Genomic DNA, 24,081 nt, shown 5'->3' on the forward strand with positions numbered 1-24,081 from the left:
TTACTTTGATTAATATAAATCCCCAAACAGCACAGTTTTCACTTGTTGATTCTACCATCTATGAGTTATTCAATTCAGAGCTCTATGATGGTGTTTGGTATTGTGAAAAGTCACACTCAAGACATATTTTCATCAGTAAACGTTTCAATGCTTTACTGGGCTACGAGCCAAATCGAAAACTATTATGGGATGCTATTCTTCATCCCGACGATATCCATAAACTTCAAAAACACCTCTCTACCATTTGTGGCCAAAATGAGATTGGTATCAACGAAGACCTAAGGCTCATCCATAAATCGGGAGACATCTTATGGTTACAATCTCATATATACTTTAAGCCACAAGCTGAACAAGACTCCCAATTTATTTTTATTGCTTTTAAAAACAACTCTAAAAAAAGGGTTTCAGAATTGGAGTTAATTCATCAACAAGAAAGGGCTCATGAAATCCTTAGTGACAGCTCCATTGGGACTTGGGAGTGCGATTTAATTACTGGAGAATCATACAGCAATGAAAGCTTGGCCACTATTATCGGTTATACGGCCGATGAGATGAAGAATTTTAATATTGATACATGGACAACTCTAACTCATCCAAATGATGTTTTGGAGGCAAATCAACTATTGGAGGAACACTTCCGGTCTAAGTCATCTTGTTTTAACAATGAATATCGAATAAAGCATAAGAAAGGCCATTGGGTTTGGGTAACCTCGATAGGAAAAGTTATCAATTACACCAAAGATCACCAGCCTAAACGATTGGAAGGCATACTATACGAAATCACCGACAGGAAGAACAACGAGCTTCAAATACAAAAATATAAAGAACTATTAGAAGGTGTCAATAAAGCTGCAGAAATTGGTGTTTGGGAAGTTGATTTAGAAACTGACAAAGTCTATTTGAGTGCGGAAATTAAAAAAATGTTTGGAGTTCCCATGTCTTTCGAACCAACTCTTGAAGATATTTTTGATTTCTTCAAGGAAGGTGAGAGTCGCCAAAAAGTGATTGATGCGGTTCAAAACGCCATCGAAAACGGAAAGAATTACGATATAGAATTGCAATCGATCACCGCAGATAATAAAGTCATCTGGACAAGGTCCATTGGAGTTTCAGAATTCAAAGACGGTATATGCACCCGCCTATTCGGCTTTTTTCAAAACATTCACGAAAAGACCATCGCATCAAAAAAGCTGGCTTTAAACGAAGAACTCTTTAGAAAAACATTCGCACATGCACCGGTAGGTATGGCAATTATCGACTTGAAAGGAAATATTTCCCAAGTCAATAAAAATTTATGCGAGTGTCTGGGCCAAACCGAAAAAGAGCTTTTACAAAACAACTTCAACAAATTCTCACATCCTGACGACACAAATATATCCAACGACCTTGTAGGCCAACTTTTAAAAGGAAAGCGAGAGAGTTTTAAATTGGATAAGCGCTATATCCATAAAAATGGTGCAACCATTTGGACTCAACTATCTGTATCATCGGTTAAAAATGAATTGCTTGAAATCACACACTTTGTAGTTCAGGTTCAAGACATTACAGAACGAAAAAAGAATGAATTGCTATTGGTCAATTATAAAGACTTGCTTGAGCGCTCCAATTATGTTGCAAAAATCGGGTCTTGGGAGATCAATGTTGGTGATCATACCGTCTCCTGGAGCAAATCCATGCATAATATACTGAATACGAGAGAGCATTTCGTTCCTAATTTTAATGAGTCCATTGATTACTTCACCAGCAATCCAAAACAGAAAGAGCTTTTAAAGTCCGCATTAAATAAGAGTTTAAAGGAAGGGATCAACTTTGATATTGAAACGCTGGCAAAGACTTATGGTGAAAAGCAGAAATGGGTGAGAATAATCGGCATTTCAGAATTTGTAGATGGCAAGTGCATAAGGTTATATGGTCTTATCCAAGATATAAATGACATTAAAGAGGCACAATTAGGTATTACCGTTAAAGAAGAACAGTGGCGAACCACTCTTAGCCATGCCAAGGCAGGGATGGCATTGATTAACTTTAATGGCAAAGCGGATAATGTCAACAAAAGTTTATGTGACATTTTCGGTTATAGTATGCAGGAAATGCAAGAGATTGGCATCAAAGATATTTCTTTGAGCGAAGATCTTGAAAGCAACATCAAATTAATGAACGATTTGATCCATGGACAGAGCGACAATTTCACGGATGATTTACGGTTTCTGAATAAAAACGGATCGATTATTTGGGCAAATGTCTCCGTTTCTGCCGTGAAAAACGACTACAATGAGTTTACGCACATGGTAGCTCAAGTGGTTGATATTACGGAATCAAAAACAAATCAACTCTTGTTAAAAGAGTACAAAGAAAGTTTAGAGCGCTCAAATAAAGTGGCGAAAATTGGATCTTGGAAAATGGATCCGGAAACCAAAAGCTTAAATTGGAACGAAAACCTTGGACGTTTGCTTGGTAACACAGAATTTATACCGCAAAATTTAAGCGAATTCATTAACTACTTTGCGCTTGAGAAAAACCATGAACAACTGCTCATTTTAGTACAAGAAGCCGTAAATAACGGTTCTAATTTCGATATTGAAATTCCTTTTAAAACGACCAAAGGCTTACGGTGGATGCGTTTGTTGGGTATCTCAGATTTTGAAGACGGCACCTGCAAAATGCTGCATGGATTAGTTCAAGATATAGACGATTTCAAACAGGCGCAATTGGAAATTGTACTTCGCGAAGAGGAGTTCAGACAAACCTTTTGGCATGCGCCCATTGGGATGGCCTTACTGGATTTAAACGGTAAGATTATTAAAGTCAATCCGGTAATCTGTGAAACTTTTGGTTATACTGAACAGGAAATGATTGCAATAGACAAGCATGTTATTTCCCATCCAGAGGATACAGAACTCTCAAACAAATTAATTGCAGAAGTTTTAAGTGGCGAGCGGGAGAGTTTTCAACAGGAAAAACGCTATTTCCATAAAAACGGAAAATTGATTTGGGCCATCCTATCCATTTCTGCCGTTAAAAATGATCAAGGAGAAACAACGCATCTGGTACTACAAGTCAGTAATATTACCGATAAAAAACTGCTGACAGAAAGCCTTAAGGAACACAATAACCGACTTCAAAATTATGCCCATATCGTATCGCATAATTTACGTTCGCATACAGGAAACCTGTCTATGCTGTTGGAGCTTACTGAAATCAACAACAATCAAACTTATGATGATGAATTGTATGAACACATCAAATCAGCCTCCAACAACATGAATGAGACGGTGCAGCATTTGAGTGAGATTGTCGAAATTAACAACCTCATTAAAGACACATTAGTACCCCAAAATTTAAAAAAGCGTGTTAATAAAGCGATAGAAAACGTTAAATCGACCTTGAACCAAGTTAACGGTGAGATGACCATTAAGATTAATGAAGAGTTCATGGTCTATGCGGTTCCCTCCTATTTGGACAGCATCGTGCTGAATTTACTCACCAACGCCATAAAATACAGATCCCATCACCGACTTTTAAAAATTGAGATAAAAGCTGGACAAAAGGATGGCCATACCTTCCTTAGTATTTCGGACAATGGTTTGGGGATTGATCTCGAAAAAAATGGTTCAAAGATTTTTGGTATGTACAAAACATTCCATGAGCACAAAAATGCTAGAGGCATTGGTCTGTTTATTACCAAAAACCAAATAGAAGCCATGGGAGGTAGCATTGAAGTTGAAAGTCAACTTGATGTTGGAACTACATTCACAATATATTTTAAAGATGAAAAAAATTAAGACGATATGCATCATAGACGACGACCCGATCTTTAGATTTGGAACCAAAAAAATGATGGAAAGCGTTCAAAATTCACTTAATTTTTTGGTCTATAAAAATGGAAAGGACGCCTTCGATAATTTATTGCCTAAATTACATTTGAACAATACGTTGCCCGATGTCATCTTGTTAGACCTAAACATGCCAGTGATGGACGGGTGGCAGTTTCTGGACGAACTCGTTAAAAGTCCAGTTGCAGAGAACATACCAATCTATATCGTCAGTTCATCTGTGGATAGCCGCGATATTAAAAGAGCAAAGAGCTATAAAATGGTCAATAAGTATATCGTAAAACCATTTTCTGTTTCCAAGGTGCAAGAACTTATGGAAGAGTTAGAAAATCGATTTTAATCTCTTCAAACATTAGGCTTAATCTCTTTGCCTCATCAACAATCATTCAAATTTTCGAGATCTACTTCATTTTGAGATGCACCTTCATCCTTTAAACTTCATTTTATATCTTTGTTTAACATTTGTAATATTTCATTAGACATTTCGTATATTTATTGAAAATCTACACACTTGAAAATAGTTGTTACCGGTTCTACCGGATATATCGGAAAAAGATTGATTCCCATTCTTATCAATGAAGGTCACGACGTAATTTGTCCCGTACGGGATAAATTGAGAGCAGACAATAGCCTCCTCGAAGAAGGTCATGTCTCTATTGTGGAAGCCGATTTTCTCAAGCCTGAGACCCTCGAGAATATACCTAAGGACATTGATGTTGCCTATTATTTAATTCATTCCATGTCAAGTTCCTCTGATGAATTTGAGAAATTGGAGGCCGCATGCGCCAAAAACTTTAAAACCTATTTTGATACCACCAGTGTCAAACAAGTGATTTATTTGAGTGGCATCACCAACGAAGAACACCTCTCAAAGCATTTAGCATCTCGGAAAAATGTAGAAGATTTATTGGCATCAGATAATTATGCACTTACCATATTCAAAGCCGGTATTATCGTAGGTTCTGGAAGCTCTTCTTTTGAAATCATTCGGGATTTAGTTGAAAAACTACCTGTGATGATTGCTCCCAAATGGTTGAACACAAAAACACAACCCTTGGCAGTCAGAGATGTGCTATCATTTTTATCGAAAGCCAAAGGCAGAGAAGAATTGTATAATAAAAGTTTTGATGTTTTTGGTCCGGAAACGATGACCTACAAAGAGATGCTGCTCAAGTTTGCTGAAATCCGAAATTTGAAACGATACATCTTGACGGTGCCTATTATGACTCCAAAACTATCTTCCTATTGGCTTTATTTTGTGACTTCTACGTCCTATAAGCTCGCCGCCTCTCTTGTGGATAGTATGGGGATCCAAATTATTGGTAAGAAAAGTAACATTAACGAGCTGCTTGACGTACAACCCATTAGTTATCGTGAAGCCGTGGCATTGGCTTTTGAAAAGATTGAGCAAAACAGTATCGTTTCAAGTTGGAAGGATTCCATGGTCAGTAGTGGCCGACTCAAAAACAGTCTTCACAAATATGTGAATGTCCCTACATACGGATGCTTCACCGATTACAAAGAGCGGAAGGTTTTGGATATGGATATCACCATTAATCGCATCTGGTCCATTGGCGGATCTACCGGTTGGTATTATGGGAATTATTTATGGAAAATAAGAGGCCATCTCGATAAGTTATTTGGTGGCATTGGCCTAAGACGTGGCAGAACCCATGTTTCTGAATTAAATGCTGGAGATGCCCTGGATTTCTGGCGCGTGATTTTCAGCGATAAAAAAGACCGAAAGCTATTGCTTTACGCCGAAATGAAACTTCCTGGTGAAGCATGGCTTGAATTCAAGATTGAAGACGGACTCCTGAAGCAAACCGCTACATTTAGACCTCACGGATTGGCAGGCAGGTTATATTGGTATAGCGTGTTGCCTTTTCATGGATTCATCTTTAAAGGAATGATCAATAAGCTGGTAGAAATTAAAGAATAAGTTTTTAGGACGTATTTAAATCACGAGAATAATTTTCTTCATTAATTTGACCGCGTACAACCTACTTTGTTCCTAACGTATTTAATGTATATCAGAAATTTTCTGAAATAACCACAATGGCATATTCTTTCCCCACAATCGAGAATTGATAGATTTCAGTTCAATATTGGTCATTTATTTCCAATAAACGCGTAATACGCCAAATTCTCTAAACAATGTGTTAATTATTGTTTAATGTTTTGACCATAACTGTAAACGCAGATTTTATTTAACTATCTTTAGACCATGATTTTGAACACCACATATTCCAATAAAAAGCACGATGAACTCATCAATGATTTGGTGGGTAAACCTTTTAGTTTGTGGCAATCCATCACGATGAGAGGGATCGGTTCCAAACGAATGATTATTGAAGAAGTGAGCCCAAATATGAATCAATATCTCAATACCGTATCGGATGTCAATTATGCCAATCTGGAAATGCGTCCGGTAGGCGTGCTCGTCAGAATAAATAAAGGCTTGAAAAATTATACATGGATCATTCCGTATTATAAGTTGGCCATTCATAAGAGCAACGGTAGCAGTATTCATGCTGAAGGAAAGTTCATCAATTTCAGACCGAACGCGAATCTTAGGGAAAACAAAGCTTTTTTTGACAAACTCTTGGACGAAAAAGTAAAATATGAAGTTGAATACCATACGCTCCCGTCATTTCAATGAAACACTTGACTCACAATTTAATTTTTAAAACCAATCGTTGCTTTGCTTTGGAAATCAAACTCCAATGACAGCACATAAAAAAGACCAAATGATTCCAGAAAAAGATTTAAATATATTTAGAGTCAATCAGCTCATCAAAGATTTCAATGCCAATGATATCGGTGACGATCATTTATATACGGGATTGGAGACGCCAATGAGGCCCGATGCCTTTAAACTCTCTGATAAGGAGAAGAAAGAGCGGATTTCCGTTTTGTTTGAAGAAATCATGGAAGTGTTAGGATTGGATCTCACCAACGACTCATTAAAAGGCACTCCAAATCGGGTCGCTAAAATGTATGTGGATGAGATTTTTTCTGGCTTAAATCCTGCCAATAAACCAAAAGTCACATTGTTTGACAACAACTACCAGTACAATCAAATGTTGGTGGAAAAAAACATTAGCTTCCACTCCAACTGCGAACATCATTTTGTACCCATTTTTGGCAAAGCCCATGTCGCTTATATTTCTTCTGGCAAAGTTATTGGCTTATCAAAACTGAACCGTATCGTCCAATATTATGCAAAACGTCCGCAAGTTCAGGAGCGTTTGACCAATCAGATTGCAGAAGATTTAAAACATATTTTAGGAACTGAAGATGTTGCCGTCATTATTGATGCCAAACATTTATGCGTTTCCTCACGAGGCATCAAAGATGAATCCTCAACAACAATTACCTCATATTACGGTGGAAAGTTTGGCGCACCTGAAAAAATCGCCGAATTACATAATTATTTAAAAGATTGACATTATGGACCTTATTAATGAAGCACTCGAATTTGAGCAACAAAAACTAAGATCACTTTCTACAAGTGACAGAATAGAAATTTCCAGAAAAGCCAAAACTTTAATTTTAGGCTTAAATGAAATTTATAAACGTAAAAAAGATGAACAGATCATGGATATTATGAAACGATTGACGGTCATCAAACAGAAAGTGGAAAAACGATTGAAGGGAAAACCACTTACTGCTTAGGTAATATATAAAGTATTTAGCTGGGACCGTATTGAGTTATTTAGACATTAGGCTAAAGTAACTCAATACAATCCCAGCATTTGAATATGAAATGTTCTTTAACTCTGTAGCTAAGGGTCAGGGTTTTTATTTAAAATATTCTATAGGAGCATCGTTAATATTAGAGACGATACTAAGATAGAATTTTTATTTTTTTATAAACTCTTTCAAAAATCAATAGTGTTCTAAACGTACTTTGGGGATTGTTACCCTTGAAGATGCAACGAATAATTCAAAGTAAATAATGAAGTTTTTAAAACCACTTTTCGTATTTTTAATCCTCAACTTTGGCGCCTTGGGACTTGGCATTTTATTCATGGGAAACGGCCCAACGAGCGATTGGTATACTTCTATGAGCCAAGCGCCATGGACACCTCCCAATTGGGTCTTTGGAACGGCGTGGACATTCATCATGCTCTGCTTTTCATTTTACATGACCTTTCTTTATCTTAAGCAACCCACCAATAAAGTCATCACTCTTTTTATCATTCAATTTGTTTTGAATATTGCCTGGAACTTCGTCTTCTTCAATCAGCATTTGATTGCCTTTGGGTTGGCAACTATTATCGCTTTGACATTTATCATTACCGTGTTTTTAGTCACATATTTTAAGTTGATGAAAGCTTATTCATTTTTGATCCTTCCGTATTTTGTCTGGATATGTATTGCGACCTCACTCAATCTGTACATTTTAATACATAATTAAAGAAAAATCTTTGAGAGCGATTCAATGTTTCAAATGCAATTCACTGTATCAAAAGGGTTCCTCGCGATCGTTGTTGGGATTGAAGAAATGAAAATATAAAAGAAAACAAATAAACAGATCCCACTTTTTTGGGCATTACCATGAAAATATACACGCTCCACCAAAAACAGAACTTACCCATTAGCATTGACACTGCATGGAATTTTCTTTCTGATCCAAGAAATTTAAAAACCATTACGCCAGAATACATGGGTTTCCATATTCTTTCTGGAGCGGATAGACCCATGTTTGCTGGTCAAATAATCCAATATATTGTGACACCGGTTTTGGGTATTAAAACCAAATGGGTCACGGAGATTACCCATAGCGTTAAAAATGAATATTTTGTGGATGAGCAACGTTATGGACCTTATGCCTTGTGGCACCATAAACATTTCATAAAAGAAATAGACGGTGGTGTGGAGATGGAAGATATTATTGACTATAAATTACCCTTCGGTATATTAGGTCAGTTGGTACACCCTATCATTGTCAAACCAAAATTGGAAGAAATATTCAATTATAGAACGAAAAAACTGGAAGCGCTGTTTGGGGTTTATAAAGATCGAATTCCAAACGTATAACTGCTCGTTCGACTGCCCGTTCGAAGCGAAGCGGAGGCGGGAAACTTTGAACACCGAATAACGAATTTTGAATAGCGAATGATGAAGTAGAACTTCGCAAAAACTCTGAACTCTGAACTCTGAATCCTAAATCGATGCAAAGAGCTGAGAATTTGAACCCTTAATTTTTGAACACCGAATAACGAATTTTGAATAGCGAATGATGAAGTAGAACTTCGCAAAAACTCTGAACTCTGAACTCGAAACTTGAAACCCAAAACAATGAAAAACCCCATCAACATCTTCTGGTTCCGTCGTGATTTGAGATTGGACGACAACGTCGGTTTCTATGAGGCCTTGAAATCGGAATATCCTGTCTTGCCTCTCTTTATTTTTGACACCGAAATCTTGGAGGATCTTCCTGAGGATGATGCTCGGGTGAACTTTATATTTGATTCGCTTCAAAACATGCGAACCCGCTTACAAAATGACCACAATAGTAGTTTGGCCCTATACCACGGAAAACCTTTGGATATTTTCAAACAACTTGTCAAGGATTTTGATATTGCCGCAGTTTACACCAATCACGATTACGAGCCTTACGCTCAATCACGGGATACCGAAATAAAAAATCTCCTTTCATCAAAGGAAATTGACTTTCACACCTATAAGGATCAGGTAATTTTCGAGAAAGACGAAGTTGTAAAAAAAGATGGCAAACCTTATATGGTTTATACACCCTATATGAAGGTTTGGAAAGAGAAATTCAGAACTATGGAGCTTAAGATTTTCTATACCAATTCCCATCTCCATAATCTCGTTAAAAACACGAGCTTACCAAACTTAAGCCTATCCGAAATCGGGTTTAAAAAAGCATCACAAAAGATTGCCGACTATGAGGTGACGCCAACCTTAATTCAAGACTACGAAAAAACCCGAAATTTCCCTGCCCAAGACAGCACGTCACGATTGGGTCCGCATTTGCGTTTTGGAACCGTCAGCATTCGTAAAATGATAAAAAAGGCCATTGCTGAAAAGAATGAAGTATTTTGGCAAGAACTTATATGGCGTGAATTCTTTATGCAAATTCTATGGCACTTTCCACATACAGTCAACGATAGTTTCAAACCGAAATATGACCGCATTGAATGGCGTAATAATGAAGCAGAATTCAAGCTTTGGTGTGAAGGCCATACCGGATATCCGCTCGTTGATGCTGGGATGAGACAACTGAATGAGACAGGTTTTATGCACAACCGTGTGCGGATGTTGGTCGGCAGTTTTTTATGCAAACACCTCTTGATCGACTGGCGCTGGGGTGAAGCCTACTTTGCCGAAAAGCTGCACGATTATGAAATGTCAAGTAATGTTGGAAATTGGCAATGGGTTGCCGGTAGTGGCGTAGACGCTGCTCCTTATTTCCGAATTTTTAATCCAACCACGCAGATTGAGAAATTTGACAAAGATTTAAAATACATCAGCAAATGGGTCCCTGAGTTTCAAGAATTGACCTATCCTGAAAAAATGGTAGATCATAAGGAAGCACGATTGCGTTGTTTGGAAACTTATAAACGTGCCTTAGATTAAGGACACTTCCTCATAAAAAAACTACATAATCTTTTTATATTATTTTCATTAGATGGAATTGTTAACCGCATTTGTCACTAATGAGGTAACAAATTGATCGCTATCTTTTGAACTCCATTGAAAATTAAAAAATAATTGCTTATCCGCTTTTGATCAAAGGAATCAAAACTTGAAAATACAATGCCGATTTTTTGTTTGCCCTCCCGGTAGATCGGGACTAAAAGGAGCAAAAAATATCAATGAATAATTGATTTGAGCATAAGCCACCCTTTAGTATCCATAGCTATTGGGAGGATTAAGGTTTATTCGGATTTTAAATGAGCAATTTTAATTTTTTTTAGGATTAATTATAGCTATGTAATAAAAATAATTCAAAAAATACTGTAACATTTTTAAGATGCTCGTATCCAAAAGAAAAATAAACGAACCTTAATTTAATCTTTTGAGACTATTATGAACATCAAAATCAGCATTGCCTTAATCATGTGTCTTATTAATTTTTATACCCCTTCTCTTGACACTCCCACAAGCTATCCCTTTACTGTCCAAATATCAGGACAAGGCGATAAATCGATCATTTTCATTCCAGGATTTGCAAGCTCAGGTGAGGTCTGGAAAGACACCGTAAAACAATTTGAGAGCAACTTTACATGCCATATCTTGACCATGGCGGGATTTGCAGGAGCGGCACCTCAAAGTCCAATCACTTTTGAACATTGGAAGTCCCAAATTGCCAATTACATCAAAAACGAAAACATTGAAGGGCTTATCCTTGTTGGCCATAGTATGGGAGGTGGATTAGCCATGGCCATTGCCGCAGATTATCCAGAGCTCATTGAGAAAATTGTTATCGTAGATGCTCTTCCAGCTTTAATGGCGCTGACCAATCCCGAATTTAAATCCAATAACAATTTAGACTGTTCTGAACAGGTCAAGCACTTTCAAGAAATGAGCAACCAACAATTTTATGAAATGCAAAAATCAAGCATGCCCATCTTAATGGCTAATGTGGAGATGCATGACACCGTTCTTGGTTGGAGTATGGCATCAGATAGGGAAACCTTTGCCAAAATGTACTGTGACTTTTCCAATACCGATTTGAGATCTCGACTTAATCGGATTGAGTGTCCTACACTCGTGCTTTTGGAGTCTTATTTTGTAAATTTCAAACCAGCAATTGAAGAACAATACAAAGAATTAAAAACAGGTCAGTTCCGATATGCCAATAAAGGCCTACACTTTATTATGTATGATGATGTCGATTGGTATTTAAACGAGTTAAATCAATTTATTACAGCCTATTAATGTCTTTTGAAGATATTTACAATCACTATTGGTCAAAAATTTTCCGTCTCTGCATGGGTTATGTGAATGACCATGCCGTGGCTCAAGATTTGGCACAAGAGACCTTCATCATCGTTTGGCAACAATTACCAAAGTTCAGGAAAGAATCAAGCATCGGAACATGGATTTACAGAATTGCCTCAAATAGATGCTTGAGACAGCTTGAAACAGACAAAAAGATTCAAAAATCAGAACTGCCATTTCAAATAAAGGAAGACGTTCCTATTTCGATAGAACCACAAATTCAGTTTTTATATACCTGCATTTCTAATCTTCCAGAAACCGATCGTATTATTATATCATTGGAATTAGAAGATGTCAAACAGGCTGAAATCGCTAAAATTGTCGGGTTATCAGAAGGCAATATCAGAGTAAGAATTCATCGTATCAAAGCTATTTTAACAGAAAAATTCAAAGTTTATGAACGCTAATATCGATTTTAAAAATCTTTGGAAACAGCAAGATATTGAACAACCCAATCACGCGGACTTACTGCTAACATTAAAGCGTTACAAAAACAAAGGTCTGAGACGCTTAGTATTAACCAATGTTTTATTATTCATTACGATAGTGTGTTTAGTGTTGATTTGGTATTTTTTTCAACCTCAAATGATCACCACCAAAATCGGACTTATAACTACCATATTAGCTATGGTTATTTTTGTTTTTGCCTACAATACTCTGTTTAAATATTATAAAGCGGCTTCTGAATCTGAAAGTAATCGTGCGTATTTGCAGGATTTAATTGCTATTAAACGCAAACAAAAGTTTGTGCAAACTAAAATGCTACAGTTCTATTTTATTTTACTCTCCCTTGGGGTTTGTTTATATCTTTATGAATATGTCAACAAGATGCCAACAGCAATAGGGCTATTGGTGTATGCTTTAACCCTGTTGTGGATAGCATTCAATTGGTTTTATCTCAGACCAAAGATGATCAAAAAACAAGAAGAAAAATTGGACACCTTGATCAAAAAGTTTGAGTTGATCAATCGACAATTGGATGAACAGCTTGAAATTAAAGCATAAAAAAGCCTCGAAAAATTCGAGGCATTCATATCCATAGTTTTTATAGGCAAAGGCAATTAATTCACCCTTTTAATTTTCGCGCCAATAGCTCGCAAACGTTCATCGATACGCTCGTATCCACGATCAATCTGCTCGATATTATGAATGGTCGACGTGCCCTTTGCCGATAACGCAGCAATCAACAGAGAAATTCCAGCTCTAATATCTGGCGACGTCATTGTCGTGGCTTTTAAGGTCGATTTGAAATCGTGACCTATCACTGTAGCACGGTGCGGATCACAAAGAATAATTTTAGCGCCCATATCAATCAGCTTATCCACGAAGAATAAACGGCTTTCAAACATCTTTTGATGTACCAAAACAGCGCCTCTTGCTTGTGTGGCAACCACTAATACGATGCTCAACAAATCTGGAGTAAATCCAGGCCATGGGGCATCGGCAACCGTCAAAATGGAACCATCGATATAACTTTGGATTTCGTAACCATCTTTATGTGCAGGAATATGGATATCATCACCATCTCTCTCAACGGTAATGCCTAGTTTTCTGAAGACATTGGGAATTTGTCCCAAATCATCCCAACTGACATTTTTAATCGTCAGTTCACTTTTGGTCATGGCCGCCAATCCGATCCAGCTTCCAATTTCAATCATGTCAGGAAGCATCTTATGTTCTGTTCCTTTTAATGAATCGACACCTTCAATGATCAACATATTGGAACCAACACCACTGATCTTAGCACCCATCCGGTTCAACATTTTGCACAGTTGCTGCAAATATGGTTCACAAGCAGCATTGTAGATCGTGGTCGTACCTTCGGCCAACACAGCAGCCATCACAATATTGGCCGTTCCGGTTACGGAAGCTTCATCCAATAGCATATAGGTTCCTTTTAATCGGTCTGCTTCCACACCATAAAAATGGTCCTCACGGTTGTATCGGAATTTCGCTCCCAGATTTATAAAGCCCTCAAAGTGGGTATCCAATCTTCGACGTCCAATTTTATCACCTCCAGGTTTCGGGATATAGCCTTTACCAAAACGTGCCAAAAGTGGTCCTACAATCATTATGGAACCACGCAATCCTTTTCCGTCCTCTTTAAACTCAGCAGATTCAAGGTATTTCATATTCACTTCATCCGCTTGAAACTCATAAGAACCAGGACCAATTTTATTGATTTTGACTCCTAAGTTTTCTAAAAGCGAAATCAGTTTATTGACATCGATGATATCGGGAATATTATGGATGGTGACGATTTCGGGGGTGAGCAAAACAGCACACAAAATTTGTAGTGCTTCATTTTTTGCGCCTTGAGGTTGGATACTTCCTTTTAATTGATGACCTCCTTCAATTATAAATGTTGTCATGTATATTTAGTAGCGTTTTCTATTGCGGCTGGAACTGCCTTTTTTAGAGTGTGTTTTCTTAGTGCTTGAAGAGTATTTCTTTTTGTTTCTCATCAACGTCGTAACGTCAGATAAATCTTCATCTTCCTCCTTCAGATTGATTTTCCCGCCGGACAATTCATATAAATGATTAAAGATGACATCATCTTCCACGGTGTCCTTGTTCCAATTCAAGAAACATTTTTTCATGTGATTGGCAATCGTATAGATCAAAGCCTCTTTTAAATCGCCGTCTTCCCATGTATTGGCAACATCAATCATCGTTTTGATATTATTGCCGTAAAAACGGTATTTCGGGAAATTTTGTGGGTATTTTAAAGGTTCAGGATGTGCCTGTAATTCTTCTTTTAATGGTTTCGGATAAGGAGAATCCACATCCAAATCAAAATCGGCCATAATAAACAGCTGATCCCAAAGCTTGTGCTGAAAATCGGGAACATCTCTTAAATGCGGTTGTAGATTGCCCATTACAGAAATAATGGCTTTCGAAACTTTGTTGCGTTCTTCTTTTGTTTCACGCTCTTTGGCGAAATTGATCATCTTCTGCAAATGTCTTCCATATTCAGGAATAATCAAATGTTCACGCTCAGTATTGTATTCTAAATTGTCTATCAAAATAATTAGTGTGTAGTATTAAATGTTATGCATCGCAGTACTTTGTGCATGTCTGCAAAATACGAAAAAAAATAAGGAAAGTTTAATTGTGCTATAAAAGTTTCGAAAAAAGACGGAAATCAGTTGGCAGTCCTCAGTTGGCAGTCGGCAGTTGACAGTTTCAGTTGACAACGATCTTTCATTTTCCGTAATCCCTCATCCGTCTTAGGTCACCTGTCATCGGGCACACGTCATAACTCATAACTCATAACTCTGAACAATATGAAATAGTCTTCAGTCGCCAGTCTTCAGTCGCCAGTCTTCAGTCTTCATTCTTCACTCTTCAGTGATCTGGTCATCCGTCATCACTCATCACTCATCACTCATAACTCATAACTCATAACTCTGAACAATATGAAATAGTCTTCAGTCGCCAGTCTTCAGTGATCCGGTCATCCGTCATCACTCATAACTCATCACTCATCACTCACCCGTCACTCGTCATCCGTCCTCCGTCATAACTCATAACTCTGAACTCATAACTCTGAACTCCCCCCTACAACGAAATTACCCCTTCCACATTCTCCGTCACTTCCTTATATTTTTCAATAACGCTCTCAGGTGTCAACATCTGCAAATTAATGGACACACTGGTATATTTTCCGTTTTTTGAGGGCTTGGTTTTGATGACCGCTCCCATATTATCAAAAACAGTTTCTATTTGTTGCACCTTATCGCCTTCTGATACGACGATAAACTTATAAAGGTATTCCGATGGCCAGCTTGCCGTTGCATAAAGCTGTGATCGTAATTTATCGTAAAATTCGTCTTGATTTTTCTCTGTACTCATAATGGTTCTTATTCATTTGCAAAGATACATTTTACTTTACATTTTTTAGTTTCTATTAAAATTACGATTTTTGCATCCAAAATCCTGCCAAATTGAGCACTAAGAAGATTGTTATTACTGGGGGACCAGGCACTGGGAAATCATCAATAATAGAGGAATTAAAAAAAAGAGGACATATTTGCTTTGAAGAAATCTCAAGACAAGTAACGCTCGAAGCGCGAGAGAACGGCATAGAACAGCTTTTCCTGTCACAACCCCTGCTCTTCAGCAAACTGCTTTTAGAAGGCAGGGCAAAACAATTTACTGAAGCCGATACCTACGAAAACACCACTATATTTCTCGATCGGGGCCTGCCTGATGTTTTGGCATATATGGATTTTTATGACAGTGAATATCCTGAAAGCTTTGTAAAAGTCTGCCAAAACAGCACCTATGACACCGTTTTTATTGTGACGCCTTGGAAAGATATTTTCCAAAGTGACAATGTCCGCTATGAAACTTTCGAACAGTCAGAGCAGATTCATGAGCAACTCTTGAACACTTATAAAAAATTCGGGTATCATTTGGTCCCTATTCCTTTTGATACCGTAAAAAAACGCGCAGACTTCATATTAGATTCCTTAAATTTATAGCGATGTCACATCCTATAATCATTTTAGAACGCTATTGGCACCATACTTCTTTTCGCCCATTGCAAGAGGAGATTATCGAGGCAGTCTTAAATAACGAGGACACTTTTGTATTACTGCCAACAGGCGGTGGAAAATCCATTTGCTTTCAAGTTCCCGCCTTAGTCAAAGATGGCATCTGTATTGTCGTCTCTCCACTGATCGCCTTAATGAAAGATCAGGTCGATCAACTTAAAGCCAAGGGCATTAAAGCCATGGCAATTACCAGTGGTATTCCGTACAACACTTTAGATACCCTCTTGGACAATTGCATTTATGGCAATTATAAATTCCTCTATCTCTCTCCAGAGCGTTTACAACAATCCTTGGTTCAGGACAGGATCCAACAAATGCCGGTCAATTTAATCGCGGTTGATGAGGCGCATTGCATCAGTCAGTGGGGAAATGATTTCAGGCCTGCCTACAAAAACATTAATGTTTTACGTCAATTACATCCGTCAGTCAATGTGATTGCACTTACGGCAACGGCGAAACCTAAAGTTGTACAAGAAATCATGACGGAATTGGACTTTATGGCGCCAAAGGTTTTTCAGGCCTCCTTTAAAAGACCAAACATTGCCTATATGGTTTTGGACACCAATGATAAGCACTACAAAATTGAACAGATCCTAAAAAAATATCCAGGGACGTCCATTATTTACGTCAGGACAAGGCGTGCGACCTTAGAGATTCATTCGTTTTTGGAATCGAAGGGCATTTCTGCCACTTACTATCACGGCGGGATAAGTAGTAAAGAAAAGAATGCGCATTTGGAACAATGGACCAACAACCAAAAAACGGTGATGGTCGCTACAACAGCCTTTGGAATGGGCATTGATAAGGCCGATGTCAAAACCGTTATCCATATCAATTTGCCCGAAAGCCTAGAAAGCTATTACCAAGAAGCAGGGCGTGCAGGTCGGAATGGCGAGAAGGCCTTTGCTGTCATTCTAAAAAATGCTTCCGACGAGCAACAACTTAAACATCAGTTTTTAAGCACCCTGCCTTCGGTGGATTTTATCAAACAAGTGTATCGTAAACTGTGCAATTATTTTCAGATTTCTTATGGTGAAGGCCACTTGACACAACATCAATTTAATTTTAATGTCTTCTGTAAAACCTACGGATTTCCGACAAGCACCGCCTACAACGCGGTTCAAATTCTGGACAGCAACAGCATCATTAGTTTATCGCAGCAGTTCAATTATCAAACCAAACTACAGTTCCTAATTAGCAGTCCAGCGTTGTTTGGCTATCTGAACACCCATAAATCTTTTGAACCTGTTATTAAGGCTATTTTACGCACTTACGGTGGTATTTTTGAGCATCAACTGAAAATCAATCTCAATTTGGTTTCCGAGAAGTCGAATGTCGATGAAAATAAAGTCTTAAATATTCTTCAGCAATTGGATAAGGATGGGGTTGTGGAATTTCAACACTCCAATACCGATTCTGAACTGACCTTCCTACAACCTCGTGAAGACGATAAGACCATCAACAGAATAGCCTCTATTATTGAACAACAGCAACGCTTAAAAGAAAATCAAATTGACGCGGTTATTGATTATATTTCTGATGAAAAGCATTGCAAGAGCATGATGCTGCTGGACTATTTTGGTGAGAAGAACAGCACGCCCTGTGGTATTTGTTCCTATTGTATTTTACAAAAACCAAAAGCCAAAACCTCGTCCGCAAAAAGTGTTTCACACGAGATCATTTTGCTTTTAGAAAACCAACCTTTGAGTTCAAGAGCATTGGTTGAACAGATGCAGCATTCAGAACAAGAAATTTTAGAAACACTTAAACTGATGCTTGCCAATAATATCTTGGAAATCACCTCTAACAATTCGTACAAAATAAAACATACATGAAAAAGAAGGATTTAAGAATTGTGTTTATGGGCACCCCAGAATTTGCGGTCGCCACTTTAAAGCTATTGGTTGAAAACGATTATCAGATTGTCGGTGTCATCACAGCCCCTGACCGACCTGCGGGACGTGGTCAAAAACTGCACCAATCTGATGTAAAAAAATATGCCCTTTCCCAAAATTTAAAACTTTTACAGCCTACCAATTTAAAAGACGACACTTTTTTAGCGGAATTAAAATCTTTAGATGCCAATGTACAAATTGTCGTTGCGTTTAGAATGCTGCCCGAAGTGGTATGGAAAATGCCAGAATACGGCACTTTCAATCTGCATGCTTCCCTTCTACCCGATTACCGAGGCGCTGCGCCAATCCATTGGGCGGTGATTAATGGTGAGAAGAAAACGGGCGTGACCACTTTCTTTATTGACGATAAAATTGATACAGGTGCCATAATTTTACAAAAAGAAGTTGAGGTTAAAGATGATGAAACCGTTGGCACCTTGCATGATACCCTCCAAGAAATTGGAAGTGAATTGGTCATCGATACCTTAAAATTGATAGAAACCGGTGATGTCAAGACCACGATCCAACCCAAAGTAGAGCAGCCCAAAACCGCTTACAAACTCAATAAGGAGAATTGTCAGATTGACTGGACTCAGAATCTGGATGCCATCTACAACAAAATCAGGGGCCTGAATCCATTTCCTGGAGCTTGGAGCTATCTTAACACTAGGGATGGGAATTTAACGGTCAAATTATTTGATGTTTCTAAAGAGCACTTATCGCATTCAGAATTGGCTGGAACGATCATTTCGAGTAAAAATGAGTTAAAAGTCGCAGTTCAAGGAGGTTATCTTTTTATTAATGAAATGCAGCTCCCTGGAAAGCGAAAAATGGATATCAAGTCGCTTTTGAATGGTTTTAATTTTTCTGAGGATGATAAAATGCTGTAACCCCTTATGGGCATTGATATTGCAAGAAATCGACTAAAACCCTTTAGCTTTATTAACAAATGGCCAAAGTTATCAACAAAAATCCGTATTTCCCTTGTCATTACTTGCGTGAATGAATATTCCGTATAATTTTGTAAGAGGATTTGACAAAATGTTAACCCAACTATTATTTAATAATTAAAATTTCAATTTTATGAACAAAACAGATTTAATCAATGGAATGGCTGAAAATGCTGGAATTACAAAAGCAGCAGCTAAAAAAGCATTAGATTCTTTATTAACTGATATCGAAGGTTCTTTACAAAAAGGTGATAGAGTATCTTTAGTAGGATTTGGATCTTGGTCAGTTTCTAAAAGATCAGCGAGAGAGGGAAGAAACCCACAAACAGGTAAAACTATCCAAATCAAAGCTAAAAACGTAGTTAAGTTTAAAGCTGGTTCTGATTTAAGCAGTGCTGTAAACTAAGATCACATTAAATATATTTGAAAGTCCACTCACTTGAGTGGACTTTTTTTATGACATTTTTTAACAAATCTATTGGATTTTTAGAAAATATGTTTTAGATTTAATTCCAAATCATGACTTATGATTACAATTAAACCCGAAAAAGGACATCTTCTGATTGCCGAACCCTCCATTATTGGAGACACATCTTTTAACCGTTCCGTTATTTTATTAGCAGATCATACCAGTGAAGGATCTGTAGGCTTTATACTAAATAAGCCTTTAAGATACACTTTAAAAGATTTAGTGCCAGATACCAAAGCCGAGTTAAAAGTATATAACGGAGGTCCTGTTGAACAGGACAATCTCTATTTTATACATAAAATTCCAGATTTAATACCTGAGAGTATCGAAATTTCTTTGGGTATTTATTGGGGTGGCGATTTTGATGTGGTCCTGGCGCTGATCAATAATGGCGTGATTAAAGCCTGCGACATTCGATTTTTCCTTGGCTATTCTGGTTGGGAACCTTCTCAATTGGAAAGTGAACTGGAAACCAATTCATGGATCGTCACTGAAAACATCTACAAAAAGTCCATCATTGAAAAAAAGGATGACAGTTTTTGGAAAGAAAAGATGTTGGAATTAGGTGGCGACTATAGTATTTGGTCAAATGCTCCCGAAAACCCTACTTACAATTAAGACAGCCTAATCTTAGTATTAAGTCTTTCTATGAGCAGTTTTGATACGTCTCGTGTGAATTCCTTTTTCCTATAATTGGTTATGGGTTGAATCCCTACAATGCAATTGGTTATAAATAACTCATCGGCTTTTTGAAGTTCAAAAGGCGAAATAGGTGCTTCCTCCAAAGTATAGCCCTCAAGCTTTTCAACCAGCTCTATAATTTGCTTTCGCATCACCCCTTTAAGGCATCCTTCAGACAAAGGTGGTGTTTTAATGACCCTGTCTTTGACCAAAAACAGGTTGCCATTCAATGCCTCAACCACCGTTTTGTCGGTATTTAGCAATAAACAGTTCTCAAAATTATTTTCCTTGGCATAAATACTTCCCAAGATATTAATGTTTTTATTGTTGCTCTTTAGGGTGGACAACAAGCCAGGTGCAACATAAAAATCCTTGAATAATTCAACCGTGTACTGTTCCGTATTTAAAGCATAAAAATCAGATGCCAATTTTTCTGTGATGATATTATAACTGATATCATTGGATGTTGGACCATACTTTCCGCCTTCCACACGATGCACATTCATACGCACTCTTGCTGAACTCTTCAACAATTGATTGGCTTCAACCGTCTTTAAGATTTCACTTTCTATAAATTCCATGGTAAAATTCATAGGAATTTCCATTCTCAGAATCCGCATGGAGGCCATTAATCTAAAATAATGATCTTCCCAAAACAGGATTTTCCCGTGCACTACCTTGATGGTTTCAAAGAGTGCATCACCATAGGCATAACCTCTGTTTTCAAGGGACAATAGATTTGAAGAAGATTCGTGAAGGGTACCGTTAAAATTAACCATAAAAAAAGTCTCGAAGTTTTAAAAAATCGAGACAAATATACTATTTATAAAAAAGAGTCGGACTAAGCAGAGCCTAAAACCTGCTTTAAATCGGAGATTTGATTTTCCCAGAGCATTTTGGCTTCTTCAACTTCATCTTCATCAATAAAATCAGTAATTATAATTGACACATCCTTAGTGATTTCATCCACTTGAATTCTGATTTCAAAATAATAAGAATCCCCTTCATCGTCATCGACCATCCATCTAAATTTGATGCGCTCACCACTTTTTTTACTGAGTAACTTCGCCTTCTCTTCACTATCATTCCAGATGAACGTAAACAACTCCCCACGTGAGTTTACGTTGTCTGCAAACCATTCAGATAAACCTGAAGGTGTCGATATATATTGATATAATAGTTGAGGAGATGACTGAATGGGAAACTCCAATTCAAATTTAATTTTTTCTTGCATAGGTCTATTTTGTTAACCCGCTCAATATATAATTAATTGTTTAGTTTAAAGACAAATTGACTAAAATAATTTTATCGCATTTTTATGGTTTTAATGTTTGGTGAGATTAATATTGTTTTTATATTTGCAGCCTTAAATTATGGCAGTATGGCCTTATGGCTTGTCAGTCCAATCCGAAGTCAGCTTCGAAATGGAAACATTGGATTCAATATCTGATGGGCGTTATAAAATAAGTTAATGGCGAGGTAGCTCAGCTGGTTAGAGCGTCGGATTCATAACCCGGAGGTCAGGGGATCGTGCCCCCTTCTCGCTACATTGTAAACGAAGGAAAAGTCAAGATATCTACATCTTGACTTTTTTATTTGCTAAAACATTTAGACATTTTAAATTCATTCCTGTCTTTCTCACACCGTAAAATTTCTTTTAACTCGTTGTATTACTCCATTCCATACACTATCCATACACTATCCATGGAGTATCTATGGAGTATCTATGGAGTATCTATGCACTATGATTAGAGCGGTTGATTGAAGGAACAATATTTGCATAATCCTAAAATCCCACAACTTTTTGACTTGATCCGAAGTAATGTGGCATTGGAAGCCTTCTGAAATGGGATCCATTGAACATGAGATTGCCGCGCTCGTGCCTCGCTCGCAATGACGGGTGATTAGACCGAAAAATATTAACCAAGAAACCCTTCTCTTTTAAAACTCCCCAATATCCGCTCCCCTATTCCCTGATCCAATTTAATATCTGCATTCAGCACATTCGTTTTAATAATACCTAATCTTGCTGATAGTATCATATTAGCCTGTTAGTTTTGTAAGTAAAATCCCAACATATATAATATAATTATTATATTTAAACCCTCCCTCAAAAAACAACCCGGTTTTTAATTAGTTATTCCACAAAATAGTAAAAAGTAACAGGCTCTACCCAATAAATATGAATGGGTTGGATGACTAATTAAAACAATAAAATGCAATTAATAAATACAGAACACAGTTTTTCATTTTATAACAAACTACTATCAGCCAAAGAACCAGACAACGAATTTGATATCAATCAATTTACTGGCAGTAAAGGTTCAGGTTCCAATTTAAATCAAACTCAATTTAGATATTTGAGAAAAGGCCTATAAATGAAATTGTTTATTTGAAATCAAATACATTTAAAGAAATAATGCCAAATTATAGCTGGAACTTATGTAATACCCTAGATGACTTTTCAGAGAATAGTAATGGAGGTGTCTATCTTTTAGTATTTAAAGGTTCACCTAAAAGAATAATCTATGTTGGAACAACTCACTGCTTTTCGAAAAGATTACTTCAACATAAAATTGGATACCTGAATGGAAATCGAACTTTATGGAAAACATCTTTATCAGAAGACATCTATGAACTAATGAGCAGTCAAGGACTTGGAAGAGTTGGTAGATTTAAGTATTATGCTTCTCTGGCGAAAAAAGGACTATTATGGGCAAGTACTACTATAGAAAAAGATTTAAAATTTAATGATCTAAATCCAAAAGAGAACTTTCAAAATACTTGGAAAGAATATTCATCAACATTTTTTGTGAAGAATATTGAAGTGTGGACGTGTAACATGTATGGAGATCAAGAAAGAGCACTGGCTTTAGAATCAAAAATTCAAACTACTTTCCAGAAAAACTACAATATTGCATCTCACATTAATGGTGAAGGTATGTGTTTCTTAGGAAAAATTGAAATAAGAGAAAACCTGTCTAAATATAAATTCAATTTTCTCAATTCACCAGATTTAGGGAAAGATGACATTAAGTTAATTAATGAATTACCGGATATAAAAATTATCGATTTCAAAAAAAAGTTAACAAGGAAAAAATCTCTCATAAAAACAAACAAAATTAAAGAAGCGAGAAAAACACGTAGATTTGCTTATACTAGTTGGGATGATATAGAAAATGATATTCTATTCAGTTGTTGTATGTTAAATATTGAGATAAAAGATATCGCTGAATCTTATCTCCAAAGGACTGACAAAGAAGTGAGTCAAAGAATCAAATATTTGAGTAAATATTATACCTTTCCTAAAAACTATACTTGATAAGATAAATGTAAATTAAAACAACATTAAAAAAAACAATCTCGCCATCATAATTGAATAAGCGAGATTGTTATCAAAGAGTTTAATTTAGTTTTCTTCCCTTGAGTGGTGGTACTCTTCGTGATCTGGATTTAATTGATTTCCATGATTAACATCGTCTGGATGATTGTTTCCTTTGTCGTTCTTTGATTTCATAAGTATTGAATTTAGAAGTTGAAATTATTTATTACTATTCTTAGATGCGGAACTTTGCGCTCGAGAGGCAAAACTTCCTTTTGCCACACCACCTGAATTGGAACTTTTGGCTGAAGAACTTTGGATTCTTGAAGCTGCTTGACTACTCATTGATTTTGATTTACTCATGTTTTTTATATTTTAATTATTGATTAAGA

26 protein-coding genes and 1 tRNA gene are annotated in these 24,081 nt (G+C 36.9%); 20 read left to right on the plus strand and 7 right to left on the minus strand.

Annotated elements, in window-relative coordinates:
• Positions 1-5: 5 nt before the first annotated feature.
• The 12 genes from J4051_RS08265 (at position 6) to J4051_RS08320 (ending at position 12,818) form a co-directional block, all read left to right on the plus strand.
• On the plus strand, positions 6-3,782 hold the full coding sequence (locus tag J4051_RS08265) for a PAS domain S-box protein (RefSeq protein WP_208233400.1): 3,777 nt from the start codon (positions 6-8) through the stop codon (positions 3,780-3,782).
• Positions 3,769-4,173 (plus strand): response regulator, encoded by a 405-nt coding sequence (locus J4051_RS08270; RefSeq protein WP_208233401.1) that lies wholly within the window; start codon positions 3,769-3,771, stop codon positions 4,171-4,173. Before J4051_RS08265 ends, J4051_RS08270 begins: the two co-directional genes overlap by 14 nt.
• A gap of 171 nt (positions 4,174-4,344) precedes the next feature.
• Positions 4,345-5,775, plus strand: a complete 1,431-nt coding sequence (locus J4051_RS08275; RefSeq protein WP_208233402.1) for an SDR family oxidoreductase — start codon at positions 4,345-4,347, stop codon at positions 5,773-5,775.
• 285 nt (positions 5,776-6,060) lie between these two features.
• Positions 6,061-6,495 (plus strand): hypothetical protein, encoded by a 435-nt coding sequence (locus J4051_RS08280; protein ID WP_208233403.1) that lies wholly within the window; start codon positions 6,061-6,063, stop codon positions 6,493-6,495.
• A gap of 88 nt (positions 6,496-6,583) precedes the next feature.
• A complete protein-coding gene (gene folE / locus J4051_RS08285; protein WP_208233473.1) occupies positions 6,584-7,282 on the plus strand; it encodes a GTP cyclohydrolase I FolE in 699 nt (232 codons plus the stop codon).
• A gap of 4 nt (positions 7,283-7,286) precedes the next feature.
• Positions 7,287-7,511, plus strand: a complete 225-nt coding sequence (locus J4051_RS08290) for a hypothetical protein (protein WP_208233404.1) — start codon at positions 7,287-7,289, stop codon at positions 7,509-7,511.
• A gap of 283 nt (positions 7,512-7,794) precedes the next feature.
• Positions 7,795-8,256, plus strand: a complete 462-nt coding sequence (locus J4051_RS08295) for a TspO/MBR family protein (protein WP_208233405.1) — start codon at positions 7,795-7,797, stop codon at positions 8,254-8,256.
• Positions 8,257-8,396: 140 nt separating this feature from the next.
• Positions 8,397-8,879 carry an SRPBCC family protein gene (locus J4051_RS08300; protein ID WP_208233406.1) on the plus strand — a complete coding sequence of 161 codons (483 nt, stop codon included), beginning with the start codon at positions 8,397-8,399 and terminating at the stop codon, positions 8,877-8,879.
• Positions 8,880-9,140: 261 nt separating this feature from the next.
• Positions 9,141-10,445, plus strand: a complete 1,305-nt coding sequence (locus J4051_RS08305) for a cryptochrome/photolyase family protein (protein ID WP_208233407.1) — start codon at positions 9,141-9,143, stop codon at positions 10,443-10,445.
• A gap of 453 nt (positions 10,446-10,898) precedes the next feature.
• On the plus strand, positions 10,899-11,750 hold the full coding sequence (locus J4051_RS08310) for an alpha/beta fold hydrolase (protein ID WP_208233408.1): 852 nt from the start codon (positions 10,899-10,901) through the stop codon (positions 11,748-11,750).
• The gene (locus tag J4051_RS08315) at positions 11,750-12,220 is read left to right on the plus strand and encodes an RNA polymerase sigma factor (protein ID WP_208233409.1); all 471 of its coding nucleotides are present in this window, start codon (positions 11,750-11,752) and stop codon (positions 12,218-12,220) included. Before J4051_RS08310 ends, J4051_RS08315 begins: the two co-directional genes overlap by 1 nt.
• Entirely contained in the window at positions 12,210-12,818 is a 609-nt protein-coding gene (locus J4051_RS08320) for a hypothetical protein (protein ID WP_208233410.1), read from the plus strand. The genes J4051_RS08315 and J4051_RS08320 overlap by 11 nt, the downstream gene beginning before the upstream one ends.
• Positions 12,819-12,874: 56 nt before the next feature.
• On the opposite strand, the gene murA is transcribed toward J4051_RS08320, so the two are convergent.
• From murA to J4051_RS08335, 3 genes are all read right to left on the minus strand, one after another.
• Positions 12,875-14,185 carry a UDP-N-acetylglucosamine 1-carboxyvinyltransferase gene (gene murA / locus J4051_RS08325; RefSeq protein WP_208233411.1) on the minus strand — a complete coding sequence of 437 codons (1,311 nt, stop codon included), beginning with the start codon at positions 14,183-14,185 and terminating at the stop codon, positions 12,875-12,877.
• 6 nt (positions 14,186-14,191) lie between these two features.
• Complete coding sequence (locus tag J4051_RS08330; RefSeq protein ID WP_208233412.1) at positions 14,192-14,839, minus strand: DUF4290 domain-containing protein; 648 nt, start codon at positions 14,837-14,839, stop codon at positions 14,192-14,194.
• Positions 14,840-15,374: 535 nt separating this feature from the next.
• The gene (locus tag J4051_RS08335) at positions 15,375-15,668 is read right to left on the minus strand and encodes a DUF493 family protein (RefSeq protein WP_208233413.1); all 294 of its coding nucleotides are present in this window, start codon (positions 15,666-15,668) and stop codon (positions 15,375-15,377) included.
• A 92-nt stretch (positions 15,669-15,760) separates the two neighbouring features.
• On the opposite strand from J4051_RS08335, the gene J4051_RS08340 reads away from it, so the two are divergent.
• The 5 genes from J4051_RS08340 to J4051_RS08360 all read left to right on the plus strand — a co-directional run bounded on the left by J4051_RS08340 (position 15,761) and on the right by J4051_RS08360 (position 20,304).
• The gene (locus J4051_RS08340; protein ID WP_208233414.1) at positions 15,761-16,300 is read left to right on the plus strand and encodes an AAA family ATPase; all 540 of its coding nucleotides are present in this window, start codon (positions 15,761-15,763) and stop codon (positions 16,298-16,300) included.
• A gap of 2 nt (positions 16,301-16,302) precedes the next feature.
• The gene (locus tag J4051_RS08345) at positions 16,303-18,207 is read left to right on the plus strand and encodes a RecQ family ATP-dependent DNA helicase (protein WP_208233415.1); all 1,905 of its coding nucleotides are present in this window, start codon (positions 16,303-16,305) and stop codon (positions 18,205-18,207) included.
• Positions 18,204-19,157 carry a methionyl-tRNA formyltransferase gene (fmt, locus tag J4051_RS08350; RefSeq protein ID WP_208233416.1) on the plus strand — a complete coding sequence of 318 codons (954 nt, stop codon included), beginning with the start codon at positions 18,204-18,206 and terminating at the stop codon, positions 19,155-19,157. Before J4051_RS08345 ends, fmt begins: the two co-directional genes overlap by 4 nt.
• A gap of 193 nt (positions 19,158-19,350) precedes the next feature.
• Positions 19,351-19,623, plus strand: a complete 273-nt coding sequence (locus J4051_RS08355; protein ID WP_208233417.1) for an HU family DNA-binding protein — start codon at positions 19,351-19,353, stop codon at positions 19,621-19,623.
• A 120-nt stretch (positions 19,624-19,743) separates the two neighbouring features.
• Positions 19,744-20,304, plus strand: a complete 561-nt coding sequence (locus J4051_RS08360; protein ID WP_208233418.1) for a YqgE/AlgH family protein — start codon at positions 19,744-19,746, stop codon at positions 20,302-20,304.
• On the opposite strand, the gene J4051_RS08365 is transcribed toward J4051_RS08360, so the two are convergent.
• Together J4051_RS08365 and J4051_RS08370 are read right to left on the minus strand one after the other, a co-directional pair.
• Positions 20,301-21,146: an aminotransferase class IV gene (locus J4051_RS08365; protein WP_208233419.1), complete on the minus strand. Its 846-nt coding sequence runs from the start codon at positions 21,144-21,146 to the stop codon at positions 20,301-20,303. The genes J4051_RS08360 and J4051_RS08365 overlap by 4 nt on opposite strands.
• A 62-nt stretch (positions 21,147-21,208) precedes the next feature.
• Positions 21,209-21,601: an START-like domain-containing protein gene (locus J4051_RS08370; protein ID WP_208233420.1), complete on the minus strand. Its 393-nt coding sequence runs from the start codon at positions 21,599-21,601 to the stop codon at positions 21,209-21,211.
• Between the two features lie 239 nt (positions 21,602-21,840).
• On the opposite strand from J4051_RS08370, the gene J4051_RS08375 reads away from it, so the two are divergent.
• A tRNA-Met gene (locus tag J4051_RS08375) sits at positions 21,841-21,914 on the plus strand.
• Between the two features lie 372 nt (positions 21,915-22,286).
• On the opposite strand, the gene J4051_RS19125 is transcribed toward J4051_RS08375, so the two are convergent.
• Positions 22,287-22,409, minus strand: a complete 123-nt coding sequence (locus tag J4051_RS19125) for a hypothetical protein (protein WP_262897797.1) — start codon at positions 22,407-22,409, stop codon at positions 22,287-22,289.
• Positions 22,410-22,583: 174 nt separating this feature from the next.
• Here J4051_RS19125 and J4051_RS08380 point away from each other — a divergent pair, with 174 nt between their 5' ends.
• Positions 22,584-22,745, plus strand: a complete 162-nt coding sequence (locus J4051_RS08380; protein WP_208233421.1) for a hypothetical protein — start codon at positions 22,584-22,586, stop codon at positions 22,743-22,745.
• 14 nt (positions 22,746-22,759) lie between these two features.
• Complete coding sequence (locus tag J4051_RS08385; protein ID WP_208233422.1) at positions 22,760-23,689, plus strand: hypothetical protein; 930 nt, start codon at positions 22,760-22,762, stop codon at positions 23,687-23,689.
• Between the two features lie 219 nt (positions 23,690-23,908).
• Here the strand turns inward: J4051_RS08385 and J4051_RS08390 are convergent, their stop codons facing one another.
• Positions 23,909-24,052, minus strand: a complete 144-nt coding sequence (locus tag J4051_RS08390) for a hypothetical protein (RefSeq protein ID WP_208233423.1) — start codon at positions 24,050-24,052, stop codon at positions 23,909-23,911.
• Positions 24,053-24,081 lie beyond the last annotated feature (29 nt).

Source organism: Gelidibacter pelagius, from assembly GCF_017581925.1.
Lineage (GTDB): Bacteria > Bacteroidota > Bacteroidia > Flavobacteriales > Flavobacteriaceae > Gelidibacter > Gelidibacter pelagius.

Bases quoted from the DNA above. Each gene is read 5' to 3' on its own strand.
- J4051_RS08270 (WP_208233401.1), top strand. From the start codon at position 3,769: ATGAAAAAAATTAAGACGATATGCATCATAGACGACGACCCGATCTTT.
- J4051_RS08280 (WP_208233403.1), top strand. From the start codon at position 6,061: ATGATTTTGAACACCACATATTCCAATAAAAAGCACGATGAACTCATC.
- folE (WP_208233473.1), top strand. From the start codon at position 6,584: ATGATTCCAGAAAAAGATTTAAATATATTTAGAGTCAATCAGCTCATC.
- J4051_RS08290 (WP_208233404.1), top strand. From the start codon at position 7,287: ATGGACCTTATTAATGAAGCACTCGAATTTGAGCAACAAAAACTAAGA.
- J4051_RS08295 (WP_208233405.1), top strand. From the start codon at position 7,795: ATGAAGTTTTTAAAACCACTTTTCGTATTTTTAATCCTCAACTTTGGC.
- J4051_RS08300 (WP_208233406.1), top strand. From the start codon at position 8,397: ATGAAAATATACACGCTCCACCAAAAACAGAACTTACCCATTAGCATT.
- J4051_RS08305 (WP_208233407.1), top strand. From the start codon at position 9,141: ATGAAAAACCCCATCAACATCTTCTGGTTCCGTCGTGATTTGAGATTG.
- J4051_RS08310 (WP_208233408.1), top strand. From the start codon at position 10,899: ATGAACATCAAAATCAGCATTGCCTTAATCATGTGTCTTATTAATTTT.
- J4051_RS08315 (WP_208233409.1), top strand. From the start codon at position 11,750: ATGTCTTTTGAAGATATTTACAATCACTATTGGTCAAAAATTTTCCGT.
- J4051_RS08320 (WP_208233410.1), top strand. From the start codon at position 12,210: ATGAACGCTAATATCGATTTTAAAAATCTTTGGAAACAGCAAGATATT.
- murA (WP_208233411.1), bottom strand. From the start codon at position 14,185: ATGACAACATTTATAATTGAAGGAGGTCATCAATTAAAAGGAAGTATC.
- J4051_RS08335 (WP_208233413.1), bottom strand. From the start codon at position 15,668: ATGAGTACAGAGAAAAATCAAGACGAATTTTACGATAAATTACGATCA.
- J4051_RS08345 (WP_208233415.1), top strand. From the start codon at position 16,303: ATGTCACATCCTATAATCATTTTAGAACGCTATTGGCACCATACTTCT.
- fmt (WP_208233416.1), top strand. From the start codon at position 18,204: ATGAAAAAGAAGGATTTAAGAATTGTGTTTATGGGCACCCCAGAATTT.
- J4051_RS08355 (WP_208233417.1), top strand. From the start codon at position 19,351: ATGAACAAAACAGATTTAATCAATGGAATGGCTGAAAATGCTGGAATT.
- J4051_RS08360 (WP_208233418.1), top strand. From the start codon at position 19,744: ATGATTACAATTAAACCCGAAAAAGGACATCTTCTGATTGCCGAACCC.
- J4051_RS08365 (WP_208233419.1), bottom strand. From the start codon at position 21,146: ATGGTTAATTTTAACGGTACCCTTCACGAATCTTCTTCAAATCTATTG.
- J4051_RS08370 (WP_208233420.1), bottom strand. From the start codon at position 21,601: ATGCAAGAAAAAATTAAATTTGAATTGGAGTTTCCCATTCAGTCATCT.
- J4051_RS19125 (WP_262897797.1), bottom strand. From the start codon at position 22,409: ATGATACTATCAGCAAGATTAGGTATTATTAAAACGAATGTGCTGAAT.
- J4051_RS08380 (WP_208233421.1), top strand. From the start codon at position 22,584: ATGCAATTAATAAATACAGAACACAGTTTTTCATTTTATAACAAACTA.
- J4051_RS08390 (WP_208233423.1), bottom strand. From the start codon at position 24,052: ATGAGTAAATCAAAATCAATGAGTAGTCAAGCAGCTTCAAGAATCCAA.